Here is an 18,412-nt window from a genome sequence, read left to right as displayed (position 1 = left end):
CTGAATTTGCTTGACAACGGAGTTTGGATCATATAAATTCGTACACATACTATCTCATATGAAATAGCTGTGATTAAGGACATAAGCATCCATTTCGTGCCCCCAGAGAGGAGGTCCGTAGAGCTGAAAGGCCTCTGCCGCGTGGGATTGCTTCCCGCCTTAGGAGCTGTACGGGAGAACCTCGCATTAACCCGTACCGGATTCCGCCGTTATCCGGATTAGAGCAGCGTTGCTTTTTGCGGGTAACGGTGAAAATAGGGTGGTACCACGACACATTCGTCCCTGACGAATGTGTCTTTTTGCGTTTACACGGCTTATTTCATGAAACGATAAGGAGGTCATCTGCGATGCGTCAAAGCCGGTTATTGCTGCCTACGCTAAGGGAGGTTCCGGCGGAAGCCGACTCGGCCAGCCATGCTTGGCTGCTTCGGGCCGGTTATATCCGCCAATTGGCTGCGGGGATTTATACCTATTTGCCTCTAGGAAGACGCGTTCTTCACAAACTCGAACAAATCGTCAGAGCGGAGATGGATCGGTCCGGGGCGCAGGAGTTGCTGCTGCCGGCGCTGCAGCCGGCCGAGCTCTGGCGCGAGTCGGGCCGTTATTCCCGTTACGGAGCCGAACTTATGCGGCTCATCGACCGTCACGGCCGGGAATTTGTGCTTGGACCGACACATGAGGAAGCGATTACCGGCTTGCTTAAAGGGGAGGTTCATTCTTATCGGAAGCTGCCGGTTACGGTATATCAAATTCAGACCAAGTTCCGGGATGAACGGCGCCCCCGCTTCGGCTTGCTGCGCGGCCGGGAATTTCTGATGAAGGATGCCTATTCTTTTGACGCGGATTGGGCCGGCCTCGATGTTTCCTATTCAATGATGTACCAGGCGTACCGGAATATTATGCAGCATTGCGAGCTGAACTATCGCGCCGTGGAGGCGGATTCCGGCACGATTGGGGGCGAAGGCGGGTCCCATGAATTCATCGCTTTTGCCGGCATCGGCGAGGATGTTGTCGCGGTCTGCGATCACTGCGAATACGCGGCCAATATCGAAAAAGCCGCCTCACTGCACCACAACGCGACTATACCGCCGCTGCCCGGTAATGCCGCTTTGGAAAAAATGCATACGCCCGGAGTGCATAGCATCGAGGAATTGACACAGTTTTTGCAAGTTACGTCCGCCGAGCTGATCAAAACGTTGATTTACGTGCTGGACGGCAAACAACCGGTGGCTGTGGTCGTACGCGGGGATCATGAAGTCAACGAACTGAAGGTGCAAGCCTATATGAACGCCGAAAGCATTGAGCTTGCCGACCCGGCTGCGGTTGAACGAGCAACCGGCGCTCCGCCCGGTTTTGCGGGGCCTCTCGGATTAAAGATTCCGATTCTTCTCGACCGGGACGTCAGCACACTGCCGGAGGGGATTGCGGGAGCGAATGAACGCGATTACCACCTGCGGCATGTTAGTCCGGCCAGAGATATCATAACGAGTTATATCGGGGATTTTCGCAATGTCATGGAAGGCGAGACTTGCCCGAAATGTCAGGCCGGCAAGCTGACGTTGTCTCGCGGAATCGAAGTGGGCCATATTTTTAAATTGGGTACAAAATACAGCCAGATGCTCGGGGCGTCCTATTTGGACCGGAACGGCAAGCGGCAGGATATGATTATGGGATGCTACGGCATCGGTATCTCGCGTTTGCTCTCCGCCGTGGTTGAGCAGCATTACGACGAGCGCGGAATCGTTTGGCCGGCGGCCCTGGCTCCTTATCGGGTGCATATCATTCCCGTTTCCGTGAAGGATAGGCAGCAAATCGAATTGGCCGAACAACTGTATGAGCAACTGGCCCGCAAAGGAATCGAGGCGCTGCTGGACGATCGCGACGAACGCCCGGGCATCAAATTCAATGATGCCGACCTGATCGGTATCCCCTACCGCATCATTGTCGGGAAAGCCGCCGGAAAAGGCGAGATCGAATATATGAAACGCGGGGAAGCGGAAGTGGAGAAGATGACCTTAGAGGAGGCGCTTTCCCGCATCACGGCTCCGTTAGAATAAATCTCCGCATACGTACAACCTCCGCCATCATACATAAGCAGTAGACTTGTGTATGGGATGGGGGCTTTGGAATGCGATGCTGATGAACGGCGTGTTTGAAGGCGGGGGCGTCAAAGGTATTTCGCTGGCGGGAGCGGTAAGGGCGGCCGAGAAATACGGGGGGAAGTTCTATCGCGTAGCCGGCACCTCATCCGGGTCGATCGTGGCCTCGTTGATCGCGGCCGGGTATACCGCGGAAGAGATGAAGGACATCATCTTGTCCACGTCGTTTTCCCGTTTTCTTCAACGGGCGCGGATTTTCAATATGGCCTTCGTCGGGCCGGCGATCCGGGTACTGCTGAAAAAAGGGCTTTACTCGGGCGAGGGGTTTGAGGATTGGGTCAGGCAAGTTTTGCTGGCCAAAGGCGTAAGGACGTTTGCCGACCTCCCCCAAGGCAAGCTGACGATCATCGCATCGGATATTACGAACGGCAAAATCCTGATACTGCCGGACGATTTGGCCAAAATAGGCCTGCGGCCGGAATCGTTCGAGGTCGCCAGGGCCGTGCGCATGAGCTGCAGCATTCCGTATTTTTTCGATCCCGTGCTGCTGCGCCTGCCGCCAAAGCTGGCCAAAGGCAAGCCGTTTTCCGAACAGTTCCTTCATATCGTCGACGGCGGCCTGCTCAGCAACTTCCCGCTTTGGCTGTTTGACCAGGAAACGCCGCGCAGCGGAGAGCGGATTCCGACGGTCGGGTTTCAAATGGTCGGCAAAAACACCAACCAGCCGCACGACATTCGCGGGCCGTTTTCCATGCTGCAGGCGATCGTGGAAACGATGCTGTCGGCGCATGATGAACGTTATATCGAACAATCGAACCGCTACCGGACGATAAAAATTCCGACGTTGGGGTATCCGACGACGCAGTTTGATATTAGCGAGGAGGAGAGCCTGCTCCTTTACGAGTCGGGCCTGCGCGCCGGCGAGCGGTTTTTCGGCAAATGGAACGCTCAATATTATGAGGAGCAATTTAATAAATATCAGCAGGCGAATCCGGGCGCTTTTAAATGACAGGTACAGGCGTCCCGCGAAAAAGACGGGCAAATCCACTAGCGTTGCATTAACTGGGGAAATGATCATGTTTTCAAGCCGATAATGCGCCCGCCGGAAATCTAACGGTTGTAACAGCGGCTAATTTGCGAAAAAAGCCTTTTTCAAAACTTTAACGGTTGTGATCGCCGTTATTTGCCTGAATCTAAGTAAACTACGCCGGATTTCAGTGAAATAAGCGCTATGGCAACCGTTACATTTTGAAATCAACGTTTTTGGCACAAATAACGCTTGTAGCAACCGTCCCTCGTATTTAAGAAGTTTTCTCACGAATACTCACTTATTCGCAGGATTTCGCTACCTTGAAAAGCGAAGAGATGGGGGAGCTCCGGACAAAAAGCCGTGGTTTCTTGCAAAAGGGTGTGCAGGAACAGAAGTCGTGCATCTTTGCACTTCTCCAAAAAATGGTTTCCTGCACCCTCCACTCGGCCCCTGGAGGTTCACCCTCCCATGTCTCTACGGGTCTTCGCCCTTACATTCCTTCGTTGTACCTGTCCAAGGCGTGGAGACCGATTGCGTTTAAAAGATGGGTCATTTGCCCTTACGGTTGCGAAACTCGGTTCTGTGTTGCTTTCTTTGTTCGAATCCTGCGAACGAGTCAATCTTCGTATGACGACGGATTATCAGCCAGGCTCGGTTACGTCAATAGATTTAGGCTAGGCGACTCGGTGGACCGCTATCTCGGAGCGATACGGTTCCCCCTTCTGAACCATGCCAATGAGGATTCGAGCGAGTTTGCCGATTAACTTGGTGATTGAAGCCATCTTCTTCATTCCTTTCTTCAGGTTGTACTCATGCCATCGCTTAAAGTCCGGATGTTGGCCAACCAAGCCCAGCACGCCCAGGTAGAGATACTTGCGAAGCATGCTGTCCCCGCGCTTGGAGAGCTTGATCTGTCCTTTGAACTTGCCCGAAGTACGTTCCGCTAGATTCAGACCGGCCCGGCGCAGCAGTTGACGCCCATGGGCATAGTTACGCAAATCTCCGGCACAAGCCAGAAGGGCCGCGATCGTTATGGTTCCAAGGCCTTTAATACTTCGCAACTGCCCAGCTAGCGGAATACAGCCTAGTAACTTCTTGACTTCCTGCTCGATCTCCTCAAGCGACTTGACGGCATATTCATACGCATCCAGCAAACGCTGCAGGTCACGCCGCGCTTCTTCAAGTGCCTGTATATCGCCGATACTATGTGCAGCCACCAGAAGAAGCCGGGCGGCCTTCGCTTTGCCACTTACTCCGCCCGCACGTTTCATCCCTTGCTCACGCCAAGCTTCGATCACGTCATCCGTACGAAGACCCTGCAAGTCGGACGGCAACGGAAAGGCGCGGAGCGACGCCAGAGAACGCAAAACTGTCCAATCCGGGAAGACCGAACGGAATTCCGGAAACTTCAGATCGATCCAGCGGATAATGCGATTTCCCAGGCTCACCTGCTGCTTGACCCAAAATTCTCGATCACTCATAACCGCCTTGAGTCGTTTGAAAACAGCCGCCTCTGGCGTATAGTCCGTGTAGAAGCCTCGGCTAACTACGTCGGCAATGTTCAATGCATCCTTGGGATCGTTCTTGGACGGGCAATTGTCGCGATTTTCCTTATTACGATGCACTGTTACCGGGTTCACCAGTACCACCGTGATCCCTTGCTCCCGTAACCAATTCGCGAGATTGAACCAATAGTGGCCTGTGGGCTCCATGCCGACGATGAGTGAGGATAGATGGTGTTTGTCCTGTACGTCACACGTCCAGCGCAGAAGCTTCTCAAAGCCTTCCCGCGTGTTTGCGAACGACAGATGGCGTGGTGTCAGGACACGCCCCCGAAAATCGGTCACTTGGGCGGCATGAACATCCTTGGCGATGTCAATCCCGATGATCGCATGCTGCATGGTAATTCGTTCAATCCGTTGATTTGTGGTTTGAATTCGAGTAGACTTCATAGTAAGCGCCTCCTGATAGGTTTTAAGGGCTTTTGACCCGTCGACACCCCTATCATACGAGGCGCTCCTGTTTTTTTCAAAGACGAAATCTTAACCTACACAGGAATGTTTAGAATATTGGTGCGGCTAGAAAATGTATCTTATCAGATTTAATGCAACGCTAGTGGCGAAATTAAAAAAGCAGGGCGAAAGCCATCTTGTATGGCTTTACGTCCTGCTTTTTTCAGATAGATTGCTTTAAGCGAAAGTTCTGAACAACCTATTTTAGTGGTATTTGGGCAAGTCGTCGTCATTTTTGCCTTTTTGGCCGTCAATGACTTGAAAAGGATAAGATTTGCGTCTTTCGCCGGAAGAGCCGCGCCGTTGTTCAGCGGCCACTTTGGCCATCGTCCGCGCGGAAGGCTTGATTTTGGGCTGCTGCTTCTTCCGGTATTTCCGCGGCGGGAACTTGTATAGCAGAAATACGATGCCGACGATGGCGACCGGAACGATGATGTTCGCCAAACTGATGATATGGCTAACGAATATTCCGTTAACGATGCCGATTACGACCAGGAGCATGATGATCCAAAACATGATGCCTTGTTTTTTCATGCTTTCATCACCCTTTCAAAGGATCCAAAGCTGAACTTACCGGCGATTCCACGACATGAACTTTCTCCAGTTCGGCATCCAGCTCGCGCATGCGGTTGAAAGAAGCGATCGACACTTCCACTTGATCGTCGGTCGGTTCTTTAGTGGTCAGAAGCTGGAGCCAAAGACCCGGATACCCGAGAAAACGCAGCACCGGAATATCCCGCACGGCGTTGGTGAACCGCAGCAATTCAAAAGAGATGCCAATAACCAGCGGGAGCAGCAGAATGCGGATGTACATCCGTTCCCATACCGTATCCCAGCTGAAGATCGGCAGCGAATAAATGATGACGCCGACGATAACCGTCAAAATAATAAAGCTGCTGCCGCACCGGTAATGCAAACGGCTGTATTTTTGCACGTTTTTGGGCGTTAATTCTTCTCCCGCCTCATAGGCGGAGATAACTTTATGCTCCGCGCCGTGATACTGGAACAACCGCTTGACGACCGGAGTTTGCGAGATAAGCCAGAGGTAAGTCAGCAGCAGCGCGATTTTGATGACGCCTTCCACGAGCGTATGCAGCGTTTGACCCGCAAAAGCGTGCTGGAACAAATACTGCTCAAGCAGGGCGGGAACCAGCGTGAAATGAGTTTGCCGACGATAAAAGACAAAACCCCGGCCACGGCAACGCCGACCAGCATCGTCAGCGAAAAGCCGGACTCCTCCTTTTCCTTCTGTTTGGCGCGTTCCTCCGGTTCCACCTCGTCATCGGCCATGGCTTCGGCGGAATAATTGAGATGTTTGGAGCCTTTGGCGCTGGAATCGACGATGCTGACAATGCCGCGGATGAGCGGAATTTTGCGCAGCATTCTGACCCAGTCTTTATCTTGTTTGGGAACTTCAAAGAAAGTAATTTCTCCCGTTTTACGGCGCACGGCCGTCACATTAACATGTTTACCGCCGAACATAACGCCTTCTATAACGGCTTGGCCGCCGTAAATTGCGGGTGCAGATTGCTCAGGCAAGCATTTCACCTTCCTACAATGATATAAGTTTTGTGCGAACGGACGGCGGGCGTCATTCGTAATAAATCCATTGTATCGAACTTTAGGGGCAAATTCTAGTTGTTTAGGCTTTTTGGAATTGAGCATACTAACCAACAAAATATTTCTAACCGGGAAGGATGAAAACGCATGAATCAACCGCAGCGGGAAAGACGGGAACCCGAAGGGAACGAGCGGGAGCTTTCGCGGGGAGGCGGGGATGACGAAAACCTGCAATTTTACGGGCAGGGCTGGCGCCAGCACGGGAGGGAGCGGACGAACATTTGGATCTATTCCCTCGAGATCGGTTTTTTTGCCGGCCTGATCTGGGGAGCTATCAAAGGTTTTTTTTATTTCTTGCGGTTCACGACGGTTATCCCCGGATATCTGGTGGAGCCCTTTTTTAAAAGATCATTTTTATACAGTCAACCCGGCTATTATGTCGGATGGCTCTCCTTCATCGTCTTTTCCATTTTGGCAACGCTTATTTACACGCTCCTGTTCCGCAAGCTGAAAGGTCCGGGACCGGGAATTTTGTACGGCATCGTTTGGTGGGGGCTCATCTTCGGCATCCTTGGCCCGGCGTTCGGAATGACCCGCCCGCTGCTTGAGCTTTCGAAAGATACGCTTATCAGCGAATTTTGCCTCTATTTATTATGGGGGTTGTTTATCGGCTATACGACTGCGGAGGAATATACGGACGAGCGGGAACGCGAACCGAAGAAATCTCCGGGGGGCGTGCTGCAGTAAGACAAAAAGCTTCTCAAGCGGCTCTCTTCTATGTTAAAATTACTTTTGGTTATTTTTCGGGAAAGGGGAGAGCTTATGCACCGAATCCTGGTTATGAACGGACCGAACCTGAACCTGCTGGGCGTTCGCGAACCCGGCGTCTACGGATCCGAGACGCTTGGCGACATCGAAGAGCGTTTGCGGAAGCTGGCGGGGGACCATGAACTTGAGCTCTCGTTCTTTCAATCGAACCATGAAGGCGCGCTGATCGACCGGATTCATGAAGCCTTTGGGGCCGTCGACGGAATTTTGCTCAATCCCGGCGCGCTTACGCATTACAGTTATGCTCTGCGGGATGCTTTGACATCGGTGAACATTCCCGTCGTGGAGGTGCATTTGTCGAATATCCACGCGCGCGAGGCTTTCCGGCACACTTCGGTGATCGCCCCGATTGCGGTGGGACAAATTGCCGGTTTCGGATCGTACGGTTATGAAATGGGACTGCTCGCGCTCAAACGCCATCTACAGACGAAAAAGGCCTGAACTGGCGGATCGCGATAGCGGGCTCTAAGCGAAAATAAGGGAGAGTTTTTTATGGCGAGCACTCGAGTTGCTTTGCTTCGCGAAGCGATGAAGCTTCAGAATATCGAAGCGGTGCTGATTACCGGAGAGGTGAACCGCCGCTATTTGACGGGATTTACGGGAAGTTCCGGCTATGTGCTGGTTACCCCGGACAAAGCTTGGCTGCTGACGGACTTCCGTTACTTGACCCAAGCCGCCGAACAGGCGCCCGGGTTTGAGATCGTCGACCACGGCGCGTCCGTTACGGGAGCGATCAAGTCTTTGCTGGCTAAGGAGAACCTGGAACGCCTCGGGTTTGAGGAAGAGCATGTCGTTTTCTCGGTTTACCGCATCTATGAACGCGAATTGCAACCGATCGCGCTTGTACCGGTGAGCGGGCTGGTGGAGGAGCTCCGGCTGTACAAGGACAGCGAGGAATTGGCGCTGATGAAAGAGGCCGCGGAACTGGCCGACCGCACGTTCCTACATATGCTGGACGTTCTGAAGCCCGGCGTCAGCGAATGGGACGCGGCGCTGGAGCTGGAAACGTTCATGCGCAAGCACGGAGCCGAGGGCACTTCGTTCGATACGATCATCGCTTCCGGGGAACGGTCAGCTCTGCCGCACGGCCGGGCCAGCGGGCGCATTATGCAGACGGGCGAACTGGTGACGATGGACTTCGGCGCGTTTATGAACGGGTATTGCTCCGATATCACCCGTACCGTCGCTTTAGGCAAACCGGCCGACAAGCTGCGCGAAATTTACGATGTCGTGCTGGAGGCGCAGCTGCACACGCTGGAGCATCTTCGTCCGGGCATGACCGGCCGGGAGGCGGATGCGCTGGCTCGGGACGTAATTGCCCGCTACGGCTACGGCGAGTATTTCGGGCACAGCACCGGACATGGCCTCGGCATGGAAGTTCACGAAAATCCGCGCGTATCCAAAACGAGCGATACCGTGCTTAAGCCGGGCATGGTTGTCACGGTGGAGCCGGGCATTTATTTGCCGGGTCTCGGCGGCGTGCGCATCGAGGACGATGTCGTCATCACCGATTCCGGCGTGCGGCGTTTGACCGAATCGGCGAAGGACTATATCGCGATCGGCTGACAAGCGGCCTCGGCGGGTAGGCCAAAGGCAAAAGCCGGGGGAATGGCGGGGTTATGCGGGTACTCCCCGAATGTGGGGTAACAGCAGCTAACAAACGTCACTGTTAATTTAGGGTATTCTTTTAAAATAAATATAATAAATTTGTTAACCCACTTGAGGAGGTACTTTTGTGATTTCAGTAAACGATTTTAAAACAGGCTTGACCGTCGAGGTGGACGGCGACATTTATACGGTGCTTGAATTCCAGCACGTTAAACCGGGCAAGGGCGCGGCTTTCGTCCGCTCCAAGCTGAAAAACCTGCGCAACGGCAACACGGTGGAAAAAACATTCCGCGCCGGCGAGACGATCAGCCGCGCCATGATCGAAAACCGCGACGTTCAATACTTGTACGCCAGCGGCCAGGAGCACACCTTCATGGACAACGAGACTTACGACCAATTTACGCTGTCGTCGGATCAGTTGGAATGGGAGCTGAACTTCCTGAAGGAGAACATGAACGTTAAAATCGTCAGCTACCAGGGCGAAATTATCGGGATCAACCTGCCGAACAGCGTGGAGCTGAAAGTAATCGAAACCGAGCCGGGCATCAAAGGCAACACCGCTACCGGCGCAACCAAAAACGCCAAGGTCGAAACGGGACTCAACGTTCAGGTGCCGCTCTTCATTAATGAAGGCGACGTGCTGCTGATCGATACGCGCGAAGGTAAATATATTTCGCGGGCCTAAGCGGTTTAGCGATGAAGTTTCGGACGGGGGCGGCAGGGCGGTGAACCTGGCGTTCCCTTAAGAATGCTGCATCCTCCACCTTTCAAGGTGGGGGAATTTTTTGTAATGACCGCCAAAGCATTGACGACCTTCGGGTCCTTCGTATTATACTGGTTTAAAGCGTTACTGGTTCAAATGGTTGAATGCTCATAGGAAAACGGGCACATTAGGGAGGGTCTGACTTGGCTTTATACGTGATGAAATTTGGAGGCAGCTCCGTCGGCGACACGGAGCGGATGCAGCGTGTGGCAAAGCGCGTTGTCGACAAGCAAAAGGAAGGGCACCAGGTCATGGTGGTCGTCTCGGCGATGGGGGACACCACCGATGATCTGATCGATCAGGCGAAGCTGCTCAGCAAGGAACCGCCGCTTCGGGAAATGGATATGCTGATGACGACCGGCGAACAAATTTCCATTGCTTTGCTGGCGATCGCGATAGATGCGCTTGGCGCCAAAGCGGTTTCGTATACGGGATGGCAAGCGGGCTTTCGTACGGAATCGGTTCACGGCAAAGCGCGAATTACCGATATCCAGCCGGAGCGCGTGCTGAAATCGCTGGAGGAAGGTTATATCGTCATCGTTGCCGGATTCCAGGGCATGACCGTGGACGGCGAAATCACGACGTTCGGCCGCGGCGGTTCCGATACGACGGCGGTGGCGTTGGCGGCCGCGACCAAGGCGGATACCTGCGAAATTTATACCGACGTGGACGGCGTCTATTCGACCGATCCGCGGATCGTAAAAAACGCACGCAAACTGAATGAAATTTCGTATGACGAGATGCTGGAGCTCGCCAATCTGGGAGCGGCCGTGCTGCATCCCCGCGCGGTGGAATACGCCAAACATCACCAGGTGCGCCTCGTCGTCCGTTCCAGCTTTAACCATAATGAAGGCACAGTAGTGAAGGAGGAAGCCAAGATGGAGCAAGGAGTAGTTGTCAGCGGGATCGCTTACGATAAAAATGTAGCCCGGATCAGCATTATGGGGGTTTCCCACGTTCCCGGCGTGCTCGCAAAAGTGTTCGGTTCGCTGGCGGAAGCGAAAATCGACGTCGACATTATCGTCCAGAGCGGCGTACAGGACGGCAAGGCCGATTTCTCCTTTACCGTTGCTTTGTCCGACTGCGAAAAAGCGCTGCAGGTGCTGGAAGGCATCCGCAGCGAGCTTCCGTATGAAGATGTGACTTCGGAAGACGGCTTGGTCAAGGTTTCGATCGTAGGCGCAGGCATGGTCAGCCATCCCGGGGTTGCCGCGCAAATGTTCGACGTGATCTCCAAACAGGGGGTCAACATCAAGATGGTCAGTACCTCGGAAATCAAAGTATCGTGCGTCATCGACGCCGACAAGTTAAATGAGGTCGTGACCGCGCTGCACACCGCTTACGGCCTGGATACGGAAACGCAGGCGTTTGTCGGCGGGCCTAAGGACCGTCGGTAGACCGGCGCAAAACAAAGCGGATATACGTTTTTTGCATAAGAGGCACCTTCAAGCCAGCGGCTTGGGGGTGCCTCTTTCCACAACTATTCTAACGGTTGCCATAGCCGCTATTCGGTCAAAAAAGGTTGATTTGAAATTGTAACGGTTGCCATAGCGCTTATTTCACTGACACCCGGCTCATTTTGCTTAGATTCAGGTAAATAACGATTCTCACAACCGTTAAAATTTTGAAAAGGGCTTTTTTCGTAAAATAGCCGCTGCTGCAACCGTTAGATCTCCTGCAAGCTCAATTTTAATTCGAACACCTAAGCCTTTCCCGGGAAAACTGAAATGTATCAAGGCAACAAGTTGTCTTGTGCAGGAGCGGCAAGGGAAACCTCATACCCACATATCCATCAACTTCTCCCCTTGTACACAACGTATATACGACGAAGGACAGCGCTGCCTCAAGACCGCCTGCCTGAACGGTTGCGTTCTTGCACACAATGAATATACGACGAAGGACCTCGCCGGCGGCGGGGTCTTTCTTTTCTATTAATAAATAGAAAAATACGGGCATATCGTTAAGAGAGCACCATTTGGACAAGGAGGCGAAGGTGGATATGCTCGATAAATTTGTAGTCAGCATGGCGACGCTGCGAATGTTCTCCGGGACCATCGAGATTTTGGCGGCCCTGCTCATGCTGAAGCTGGGAAGGGTGGATAAGGCGCTAGCCGTCAATTCGGCGCTGGCACTGGTCGGGCCGACGATCCTGATCGTCACGACGTCCATCGGACTGGCTGGAATGGCCGACAAGCTGTCCTGGGGAAAAATGATTTGGATCGGCTGCGGCGTCGCCTGTCTCTTAATCGGGATTTTGAAGAAATGATAGATTGCCCGGAATAATGACAAAGTACAGGCATACATATGAGGTATAGCAAAAAAATCATTAAAGTTAGAGTTCAAAAAGTCAGGTATTTCGTGAGCAAAAGATGACTTTTTGAACAGCCTCTTAAGATTAAGAGTTTTGGGGGTACGCCATGAACCCAAGTTGGTTAACCGTATTTCCCGACAACATCCGGGCTTTGCTGCTTAAGCTGCCGCCTTCCATTTTTCCCGTTCTGGAAGAGATTCGCATCCGCGAGGGACGCCCGCTTGAGATTAATTCAGGCGGCCGCTACTATTTTGTGACACCGGACGGAAGCCTGACGCAAAATCCGGAGGCAGCCTACAAGCCGGGAAAACAGGACGGCAACCGGCTGCTGGATCTGATCACCAACCACTCGCTTTATACGATGGAGGAAGAGCTTCGCAAAGGCTTCATCACGATTGCGGGGGGGCACCGGATCGGACTGGCCGGCAGGACTTTGCTAAGCGGAGGTAAGGTGGAGCATCTGCGCGATATCAGCGGCTTTAATGTGCGGATCGCCCGGGAGGTCAAAGGCATCGCCGACCCGATTTTGCCAAGGCTGCTCGATTTCAAGCGCAGAAGCGTATACCATACGCTGATTTTGTCTCCCCCGCAGCAAGGCAAAACGACATTGATCCGCGATTTGGCCCGGCAAATCAGCAGCGGAACCTGGGGGCACCCGGAGGCGTCCTGGCCGGGGCTGAAAGTGGCTGTCGTCGATGAACGTTCGGAGATCGCCGGCAGCAAAAAAGGCGTTCCCGGATTTGACGTCGGTCCCCGCACGGACGTCATGGACGGCTGTCCGAAAGCGGAAGGGATCATGATGATGATCCGCTCCATGTCGCCGGACGTGCTGATCGTGGACGAGATCGGGCGGCCGGAGGATGCCGAGGCTTTGGCCGAGGCGCTGCATGCCGGGGTGCGCGTCATCTGCACGGCGCATGGGGCAAGCTTGGACGACCTGTCCTCGCGGCCGGCGTTGGCCAAGCTGTCGGAAACCGGCTTCTTCCAAATGTACGCGGTGCTTGCGCGGACGGAAAAGGGACTGGCTTTCAGGCTCTGGGACGGAAAACGGCGGGGAATCCAGCTGCACGGGGCGGAATGGAAAGGCAGGGAGGAGCATGCTTAAAATGTTCGGGGCCGCGCTCGTCATTTTGGCGGCAACTTTGGCCGGATGGGTGCAGGCAAGGCAGTTCGCCAGCCGGCCGAACCAGATCCGCAGGCTGATCCTGGCGCTAAAACGGCTGGAAACCGAAATCATGTACGGTTTTACGCCGCTTCCCGACGCGCTGCGGCGGATCGGGGAACAAAGCCAGGAGCCGGTGAGAGCCATCTTCGTCACCGCGGCGGACAACATGAGCGCCTCCAACCGTTTGAGCGCCCAGGAAAGCCTGGAGCAGGCCGCCATCAACGTTTGGCAATTTACCGCCATGAAAGCCCCTGAGCAGGAGGTGATCCGCCAGCTCAGCTATACGCTTGGGACAAGCGACCGGAAAGATCAGTTAAGACATCTGGCGACGGCCGTCCGGCAGCTGGAGAGCGAGGAATCCGCGGCCCGGGAAGAGCAAGCCCGCTATGAGAAAATGTACCGCAGCCTGGGGCTTTTATGCGGAGCGTTCATCGTCATTCTGTTCTACTGAATTCATTTCCCTCCAGGGCTGATTGTCGCCTGTGAAATCGATCGTGAGGTGCCAAATCAATGAACATAGAAGTGAACGCCATATTTCAAATCGCGGGCATCGGCATTATTATCGCCATGATCCATACGGTGTTGAAGCAGATGGGAAAAGAGGACATGGCGCATTGGGTAACGCTGATCGGGTTCGTCGTCGTGCTGTTTATGGTCATCCGGCTGCTGGACAATCTGTTTCAAGAAATCAAATCGATCTTTTTGTTCCAGTAGGTGAGCTCCGGTGGAAATTATCCAGGTTGTAGGGCTGGGACTGATCGCGACGGTGCTGATTCTGGTCATCAAAGAACAAAAGCCGATGTTTGCCTTTTTGATCGCCGCCAGCACGGGCATCCTCATTTTTCTGTATCTGATCGGCAAAATCGGGAGCATCATCGAGGTGCTGGAGGATTTGGCCGAAAAATCCGGCGTGCAGATGATCTATCTGAAAACGATCCTGAAAATCATCGGCATCGCCTACATCGCCGAGTTTGGGGCGCAAATCGTCCGCGACGCGGGGCAGGAAGCCATCGCATCGAAAATCGAAATGGCGGGCAAGGTGCTGATCATGGTGCTCGCCATCCCGATCATCAGCATCATTATAGAAACGGTAATCAAGCTGCTGCCGGCTTAAAGTGGAAGTTCAGAAAGTCAGGCTTTAGCACCGAACAACCTCTTAAAGAGGGTGGGGAGACGGATGATAGGAACGACAAACGAGCTTTGGCGCGGCAAAACGCTGTTTCTGATCGTCCTCGGCGCTCTGCTGGTGTGGTTGATCCCGCAGGTCTCGCTTGCCGAAGGCGCGGACGGAGGCTGGATCAAGCGGCAAGCCGAAGAGCTGCCGACCGACCAGGTGGAGACTTACTGGCAGCAGCTGATGAAAGATTACGGCGGTTTTTTTCCGGATCAGAAGCTCCCGTCCTTTATGGATATGCTGCTTGCGCAAGATCAAAGCTTCAGCCTAAAGACGGGATTAACCGGTCTGATGAAATATATGTGGCACGAGGTCCTGTATAACGGCCGCATTCTGGTAACGATTGTGCTGCTGTCCATCTTCAGCATGATCCTGGAGACGCTGCAAACGGCGTTCGAACGCAAGCAGGTCAGCAAAGTCGCGTACTCCATCTGCTATCTGGTCATCCTTGTGCTGGCGATCAACAGCTTCCATGTGGCGATTACGTACGCCAGCAATGCCATCGGCGGCATGATCGACTTCATGATGGCGATGGTGCCGCTGCTGTTCACGCTGCTGGCCTCCATGGGCGGCGCGGTCACCGTCACGGTCACTCATCCGCTCGTCGTGTTTATGGTGCACGCGGTCGGTACGGCGGTGCATACGATCGTTTTCCCGCTGCTCTTTTTCTCGGCAGTGCTGCATATCGTCAGCTCCCTGTCGGACAAATACAAGCTGACCCAGCTCGCCGATCTGCTGCGCTCGATCAGCATGGCGTTGCTCGGGGTGCTGCTGACCGTCTTCCTGGGGGTCATCTCCGTGAAAGGCATCGCCGGTTCGGTGACCGACGGGGTGACGCTGCGGGCGGCCAAATATTTAACCGGCAATTTCGTGCCGGTCGTCGGCAAGGTGTTCGCCGACGCGACGGACACGGTGATCTCCGCTTCGCTGCTGGTGAAAAACTCGATCGGGCTCGTCGGCGTCATCATTCTGTTGTTTCTCTGCGCTTTCCCGGCGATCAAAATCATCACGCTGGCGCTGATCTTCAACCTTTCGGCAGCGGTGATGCAGCCGCTTGGCGATTCGCCGATCGTCACCTGCCTGGAAACGATCGGCAAGAGCATGCTGTACGTTTTTGCCGCGCTCGCGGCCGTCGGGCTGATGTTTTTTCTGGCGATTACGATCATGCTCACCGCCGGCAACATTACGGTCATGATGAGGTAAGCGCGGGGGGCGCCCCGCCGGAAACGGGAAGGTGATCCAAGCGATGAACTGGCTAGCGGAATGGCTGAAGGAAATCATTTTTATCGTACTCATCGCCGTCTTTGTCGATCTGCTTCTCCCCAATCGCGCGATGGAGCGCTACGTCAAGCTTGTCGTGAGCCTGCTGATCTTGCTGACGCTGATCTCCCCGGTCATGCGCTTCTTAAGCTCCGATGCCAAGAAAGAGCTGGAAACGGCCTTTTCCGAAAGCATCGAAGGGCTGGAGAACGAAGCGGCCGGGCAAAGTACGGAAGCGATTTTGCGGCAGGGCGAAGAACTGCGCCAAAAGCAGGAAGCCGAGGCGCTGCAGTGGGCGGGCGAAGAAACGGCGCGGCAAATGAAGGAGCAGATCGAACGCGAGACCGGGCAGCCGGTTGAGCGGGTATCGGTTAAACTGACCACAAAACCCGCGAAGACGGGGGCGGACAAGGAAGGCGCGGCCCCGCCGGCAGCGGAGCCGGTCATCTCCGAGGTGGAGGTGGTCATGGCCGAGGCCAAAACGGAATCGTCCAGCTCGGACAAAGGTGCTTCCGGGCGGGGGCCGGAGATAACGGTTACACCTATCGAAAAAATAATGGTCCGCGTGGGCGAAAGCGCAAATGAGCGTTCCGGGCAATCGTCAAGCGGCGGTGCGAACGGCCAAACCACCGCGGCGATGGCCGGCTCCGGTGGCGGCGCGGCGGCAAGAAACCGTTCCGGCAAGGACGGGAATCCAGGGAATGAATCCGTCCCGGAAAAACTTGTTACGCAAATTGAGGAGCTGCTGAGCAAAAACTGGGGGGTTGCCGAAAATGCCGTAACGATCATCCGGCCGCAGGCGGAAAAAAGCTAGTCGGGAGGTGAAGGGACATGCCGGGATGGCTGAAAAAGCTTGAGCAATGGATCGGCAAAGGCGCGGACGGGAAGAAGCGCGCAAATACGTTCCGCCTGCTGCTGATTCTCGGATTGGCAGGCATCGCGATTATGCTGTTCAACTCTTTTGTGAACGTTAAGGAGGTGGATAACGGGGGGGAAGGCAGAGAACCGCCGGTGATGCAGGATCTGGCGTCCGAGGCCATGGAAGAGAGCGCCGCCGGCGGGGAATTCAACAGCATGGAGTTGTCGCTGGAGAATAAAACGAAGGAGATTTTGGAAAAAATCGTCGGCGTCGGCGCGGTGGATGTCCTCGTTACGATCGATTCGACGGAGGAGGTCGTTGTGCAGCGCAACGTAAAGGATACCCAGGAATTGACGGAGGAGAGCGACGCGGACGGGGGGAGGCGCCATGTGACGCAATATACCCGCGACGGTCAAATCGTGACTTACGAAAATTCCGGCAGCGAGCAGCCCATCGTCACGAAAAAAATCAAGCCGAAAATCCGCGGGGTTCTCGTCGTCGCGAGGGGGGCCGAAAACAAAACGGTGAAAGGCCTGATCGTGGACGCTGTTGAGAAAGGATTAAATGTTCCGGCGTACCGGATATCCGTCGTTCCCCGCAAGCAGTCGCAGTAGTTCTCAGAGCCGCTTTCTTAAGAAGAGGGAGTCATGCTCACAAACCTAAGCGGATGCTGCCGAAGCAAGTTTTGCTCGAAGCTTATTCAGGAAGCAACGCTCACAAAACTAAGCGTATGCTTTCGAAGCAAGTTTTGTTCGAAGCTTATTCAGGAAGCAACGCTCACAAAACTTTTAGGAGGAATCTTTTTATGAAATCCAAAAGACAAACGATTTGGCTTGTATCGATGCTCAGTTTGATGGTTGTTTTATCGGCTTATTATCTGTTTACGGAAGAAGGGCCGGCGCCTGCGGCGAAAACCGACGGCCAGCAGGTCAGCATGGACGGCGGAACGGCTCAAAACGGCGGCCTGGAGGGGTCCGGCTTGTCCGCCCAAGATGAAGTGATCCTTTCCGAAGTCGCCGGCGATGGCGAAGCCGGCAGCGCTGCCGTTACCGACGACGAAGCCGCCGCGAAGACGGATGATTCCCAGGCTGCAAAAGAAGAAGCCGCAACCGAAGAAAGCGGCGCGGCCGGCGGCGCGGCGAACGCGTCCTCCCAAAATGGCGGAAAAGAAGCGGCCAAAGAGGGGAATAGCGCGGCCGAAGGGGACAAAGCGGCAGAACCTTCCGCGGGCGCGGGGGGACCTGAGCAAACCAAAACCGACGAAGATGTGTTGAAACAAATGGAGGCGCAAGGCATCGCTTCCTCCGATTCGCTGACGGCCTATCAGTTTGAGCGGACGCAGGAAAACCTGAAAAAGCAGGAAGAGCTGATGCAGGCGATCAACGATGAAAAAAAATCGCTGGAAGAGTCCGCCATGGCGCAGCAAGAGTTAAGCGCTTTGGAGGAAAAAGAAGAGAAAATTTACGATATCGAGGAAAGACTGCGCCAGCAATATGCCAACGCCGTCGTGGCCGAAGAGGGCAACAAATACAAAGTCGTGGTCGTCAGCGAAAAAATGGAGGCCAAAGAGGCCGTAAGCATTATGGACCTGGTGATGAAGGAGCTTGACGTGTCCCAGGATAAAGTAAGCGTGCAATACGTCACGCAGTAAAGCACGGCCGTATGTTGAGATGGAGAATATGCAAAGGTTAGGAGGAGTCCGGGGAAGCTTGGACTCTTTCCATTTTGTTCGATTGTGATATA

The 18,412-nt window shown here is 54.3% G+C and carries 19 protein-coding genes and 1 pseudogene; 16 read left to right on the top strand and 4 right to left on the bottom strand.

Annotated elements, in window-relative coordinates:
* The first annotated feature begins 347 nt into the window (after nucleotides 1-347).
* Entirely contained in the window at nucleotides 348-2,057 is a 1,710-nt protein-coding gene (locus NYE69_RS23350; RefSeq protein ID WP_340928111.1) for a proline--tRNA ligase, read from the top strand.
* A 76-nt stretch (nucleotides 2,058-2,133) separates the two neighbouring features.
* Nucleotides 2,134-3,108, top strand: coding sequence for a patatin-like phospholipase family protein (locus NYE69_RS23345; RefSeq protein WP_340930499.1), 975 nt, complete (start codon nucleotides 2,134-2,136; stop codon nucleotides 3,106-3,108).
* 695 nt (nucleotides 3,109-3,803) lie between these two features.
* Here the strand turns inward: NYE69_RS23345 and NYE69_RS23340 are convergent.
* The 3 genes and pseudogenes from NYE69_RS23340 to NYE69_RS23330 form a co-directional block, all read right to left on the bottom strand.
* Complete coding sequence (locus NYE69_RS23340) at nucleotides 3,804-5,081, bottom strand: IS110 family transposase (RefSeq protein WP_326045729.1); 1,278 nt, start codon at nucleotides 5,079-5,081, stop codon at nucleotides 3,804-3,806.
* Nucleotides 5,082-5,345: 264 nt separating this feature from the next.
* Nucleotides 5,346-5,675, bottom strand: a complete 330-nt coding sequence (locus NYE69_RS23335; protein WP_326044821.1) for a hypothetical protein — start codon at nucleotides 5,673-5,675, stop codon at nucleotides 5,346-5,348.
* A gap of 7 nt (nucleotides 5,676-5,682) precedes the next feature.
* Nucleotides 5,683-6,680 (bottom strand): annotated as a pseudogene (locus NYE69_RS23330) (DUF1385 domain-containing protein).
* A 168-nt stretch (nucleotides 6,681-6,848) separates the two neighbouring features.
* Here NYE69_RS23330 and NYE69_RS23325 point away from each other — a divergent pair.
* The 5 genes from NYE69_RS23325 (at nucleotide 6,849) to NYE69_RS23305 (ending at nucleotide 11,297) form a co-directional block, all read left to right on the top strand.
* Nucleotides 6,849-7,448, top strand: coding sequence for a YqhR family membrane protein (locus tag NYE69_RS23325; RefSeq protein WP_340928110.1), 600 nt, complete (start codon nucleotides 6,849-6,851; stop codon nucleotides 7,446-7,448).
* Nucleotides 7,449-7,523: 75 nt separating this feature from the next.
* Nucleotides 7,524-7,970 (top strand): type II 3-dehydroquinate dehydratase, encoded by a 447-nt coding sequence (gene aroQ, locus NYE69_RS23320; RefSeq protein WP_340928109.1) that lies wholly within the window; start codon nucleotides 7,524-7,526, stop codon nucleotides 7,968-7,970.
* A 51-nt stretch (nucleotides 7,971-8,021) separates the two neighbouring features.
* A complete protein-coding gene (locus NYE69_RS23315) occupies nucleotides 8,022-9,095 on the top strand; it encodes a M24 family metallopeptidase (protein ID WP_340928108.1) in 1,074 nt (357 codons plus the stop codon).
* Nucleotides 9,096-9,264: 169 nt separating this feature from the next.
* The gene (gene efp / locus NYE69_RS23310; protein ID WP_036621724.1) at nucleotides 9,265-9,822 is read left to right on the top strand and encodes an elongation factor P; all 558 of its coding nucleotides are present in this window, start codon (nucleotides 9,265-9,267) and stop codon (nucleotides 9,820-9,822) included.
* A 221-nt stretch (nucleotides 9,823-10,043) separates the two neighbouring features.
* Nucleotides 10,044-11,297 carry an aspartate kinase gene (locus tag NYE69_RS23305; RefSeq protein WP_326044826.1) on the top strand — a complete coding sequence of 418 codons (1,254 nt, stop codon included), beginning with the start codon at nucleotides 10,044-10,046 and terminating at the stop codon, nucleotides 11,295-11,297.
* A 107-nt stretch (nucleotides 11,298-11,404) separates the two neighbouring features.
* Here NYE69_RS23305 and NYE69_RS23300 read toward each other — a convergent pair whose 3' ends face one another.
* Nucleotides 11,405-11,563, bottom strand: a complete 159-nt coding sequence (locus tag NYE69_RS23300; protein ID WP_328269638.1) for a hypothetical protein — start codon at nucleotides 11,561-11,563, stop codon at nucleotides 11,405-11,407.
* A 336-nt stretch (nucleotides 11,564-11,899) separates the two neighbouring features.
* Here NYE69_RS23300 and NYE69_RS23295 point away from each other — a divergent pair, with 336 nt between their 5' ends.
* The 9 genes from NYE69_RS23295 (at nucleotide 11,900) to NYE69_RS23255 (ending at nucleotide 18,320) form a co-directional block, all read left to right on the top strand.
* Complete coding sequence (locus NYE69_RS23295; protein WP_326044839.1) at nucleotides 11,900-12,166, top strand: YqhV family protein; 267 nt, start codon at nucleotides 11,900-11,902, stop codon at nucleotides 12,164-12,166.
* Between the two features lie 151 nt (nucleotides 12,167-12,317).
* Entirely contained in the window at nucleotides 12,318-13,316 is a 999-nt protein-coding gene (spoIIIAA, locus tag NYE69_RS23290; protein WP_326044828.1) for a stage III sporulation protein AA, read from the top strand.
* Nucleotides 13,309-13,827, top strand: coding sequence for a stage III sporulation protein SpoIIIAB (spoIIIAB, locus tag NYE69_RS23285; RefSeq protein WP_036621732.1), 519 nt, complete (start codon nucleotides 13,309-13,311; stop codon nucleotides 13,825-13,827). Before spoIIIAA ends, spoIIIAB begins: the two co-directional genes overlap by 8 nt.
* Before the next feature lie 59 nt (nucleotides 13,828-13,886).
* Complete coding sequence (gene spoIIIAC, locus NYE69_RS23280; RefSeq protein WP_036621734.1) at nucleotides 13,887-14,090, top strand: stage III sporulation protein AC; 204 nt, start codon at nucleotides 13,887-13,889, stop codon at nucleotides 14,088-14,090.
* A gap of 10 nt (nucleotides 14,091-14,100) precedes the next feature.
* A complete protein-coding gene (gene spoIIIAD / locus NYE69_RS23275; protein ID WP_036621737.1) occupies nucleotides 14,101-14,490 on the top strand; it encodes a stage III sporulation protein AD in 390 nt (129 codons plus the stop codon).
* A gap of 63 nt (nucleotides 14,491-14,553) precedes the next feature.
* A complete protein-coding gene (gene spoIIIAE, locus NYE69_RS23270) occupies nucleotides 14,554-15,753 on the top strand; it encodes a stage III sporulation protein AE (protein WP_326044829.1) in 1,200 nt (399 codons plus the stop codon).
* A 43-nt stretch (nucleotides 15,754-15,796) separates the two neighbouring features.
* Nucleotides 15,797-16,624: a stage III sporulation protein AF gene (spoIIIAF, locus tag NYE69_RS23265; RefSeq protein WP_326044830.1), complete on the top strand. Its 828-nt coding sequence runs from the start codon at nucleotides 15,797-15,799 to the stop codon at nucleotides 16,622-16,624.
* Between the two features lie 17 nt (nucleotides 16,625-16,641).
* On the top strand, nucleotides 16,642-17,283 hold the full coding sequence (gene spoIIIAG / locus NYE69_RS23260; protein ID WP_326044831.1) for a stage III sporulation protein AG: 642 nt from the start codon (nucleotides 16,642-16,644) through the stop codon (nucleotides 17,281-17,283).
* Nucleotides 17,284-17,474: 191 nt separating this feature from the next.
* Nucleotides 17,475-18,320 carry a SpoIIIAH-like family protein gene (locus NYE69_RS23255; RefSeq protein ID WP_328273479.1) on the top strand — a complete coding sequence of 282 codons (846 nt, stop codon included), beginning with the start codon at nucleotides 17,475-17,477 and terminating at the stop codon, nucleotides 18,318-18,320.
* Nucleotides 18,321-18,412 lie beyond the last annotated feature (92 nt).

It is taken from the genome of Paenibacillus sp. FSL R5-0527 (genome assembly GCF_038008055.1).
Taxonomy (GTDB): Bacteria; Bacillota; Bacilli; order Paenibacillales; family Paenibacillaceae; genus Fontibacillus; species Fontibacillus macerans.
The sequence above is the reverse complement of the archived record's forward strand: the minus strand, read 5'-3'. Positions and strand labels throughout refer to the sequence as shown.

Excerpts from the sequence above, each read along its gene's own strand:
- NYE69_RS23350 (WP_340928111.1), top strand. The coding sequence starts at position 348 with ATGCGTCAAAGCCGGTTATTGCTGCCTACGCTAAGGGAGGTTCCGGCG.
- NYE69_RS23345 (WP_340930499.1), top strand. The coding sequence starts at position 2,134 with ATGCTGATGAACGGCGTGTTTGAAGGCGGGGGCGTCAAAGGTATTTCG.
- NYE69_RS23340 (WP_326045729.1), bottom strand. The coding sequence starts at position 5,081 with ATGAAGTCTACTCGAATTCAAACCACAAATCAACGGATTGAACGAATT.
- NYE69_RS23335 (WP_326044821.1), bottom strand. The coding sequence starts at position 5,675 with ATGAAAAAACAAGGCATCATGTTTTGGATCATCATGCTCCTGGTCGTA.
- NYE69_RS23325 (WP_340928110.1), top strand. The coding sequence starts at position 6,849 with ATGAATCAACCGCAGCGGGAAAGACGGGAACCCGAAGGGAACGAGCGG.
- aroQ (WP_340928109.1), top strand. The coding sequence starts at position 7,524 with ATGCACCGAATCCTGGTTATGAACGGACCGAACCTGAACCTGCTGGGC.
- NYE69_RS23315 (WP_340928108.1), top strand. The coding sequence starts at position 8,022 with ATGGCGAGCACTCGAGTTGCTTTGCTTCGCGAAGCGATGAAGCTTCAG.
- NYE69_RS23295 (WP_326044839.1), top strand. The coding sequence starts at position 11,900 with ATGCTCGATAAATTTGTAGTCAGCATGGCGACGCTGCGAATGTTCTCC.
- spoIIIAA (WP_326044828.1), top strand. The coding sequence starts at position 12,318 with ATGAACCCAAGTTGGTTAACCGTATTTCCCGACAACATCCGGGCTTTG.
- spoIIIAB (WP_036621732.1), top strand. The coding sequence starts at position 13,309 with ATGCTTAAAATGTTCGGGGCCGCGCTCGTCATTTTGGCGGCAACTTTG.
- spoIIIAC (WP_036621734.1), top strand. The coding sequence starts at position 13,887 with ATGAACATAGAAGTGAACGCCATATTTCAAATCGCGGGCATCGGCATT.
- spoIIIAE (WP_326044829.1), top strand. The coding sequence starts at position 14,554 with ATGATAGGAACGACAAACGAGCTTTGGCGCGGCAAAACGCTGTTTCTG.
- spoIIIAF (WP_326044830.1), top strand. The coding sequence starts at position 15,797 with ATGAACTGGCTAGCGGAATGGCTGAAGGAAATCATTTTTATCGTACTC.
- spoIIIAG (WP_326044831.1), top strand. The coding sequence starts at position 16,642 with ATGCCGGGATGGCTGAAAAAGCTTGAGCAATGGATCGGCAAAGGCGCG.
- NYE69_RS23255 (WP_328273479.1), top strand. The coding sequence starts at position 17,475 with ATGAAATCCAAAAGACAAACGATTTGGCTTGTATCGATGCTCAGTTTG.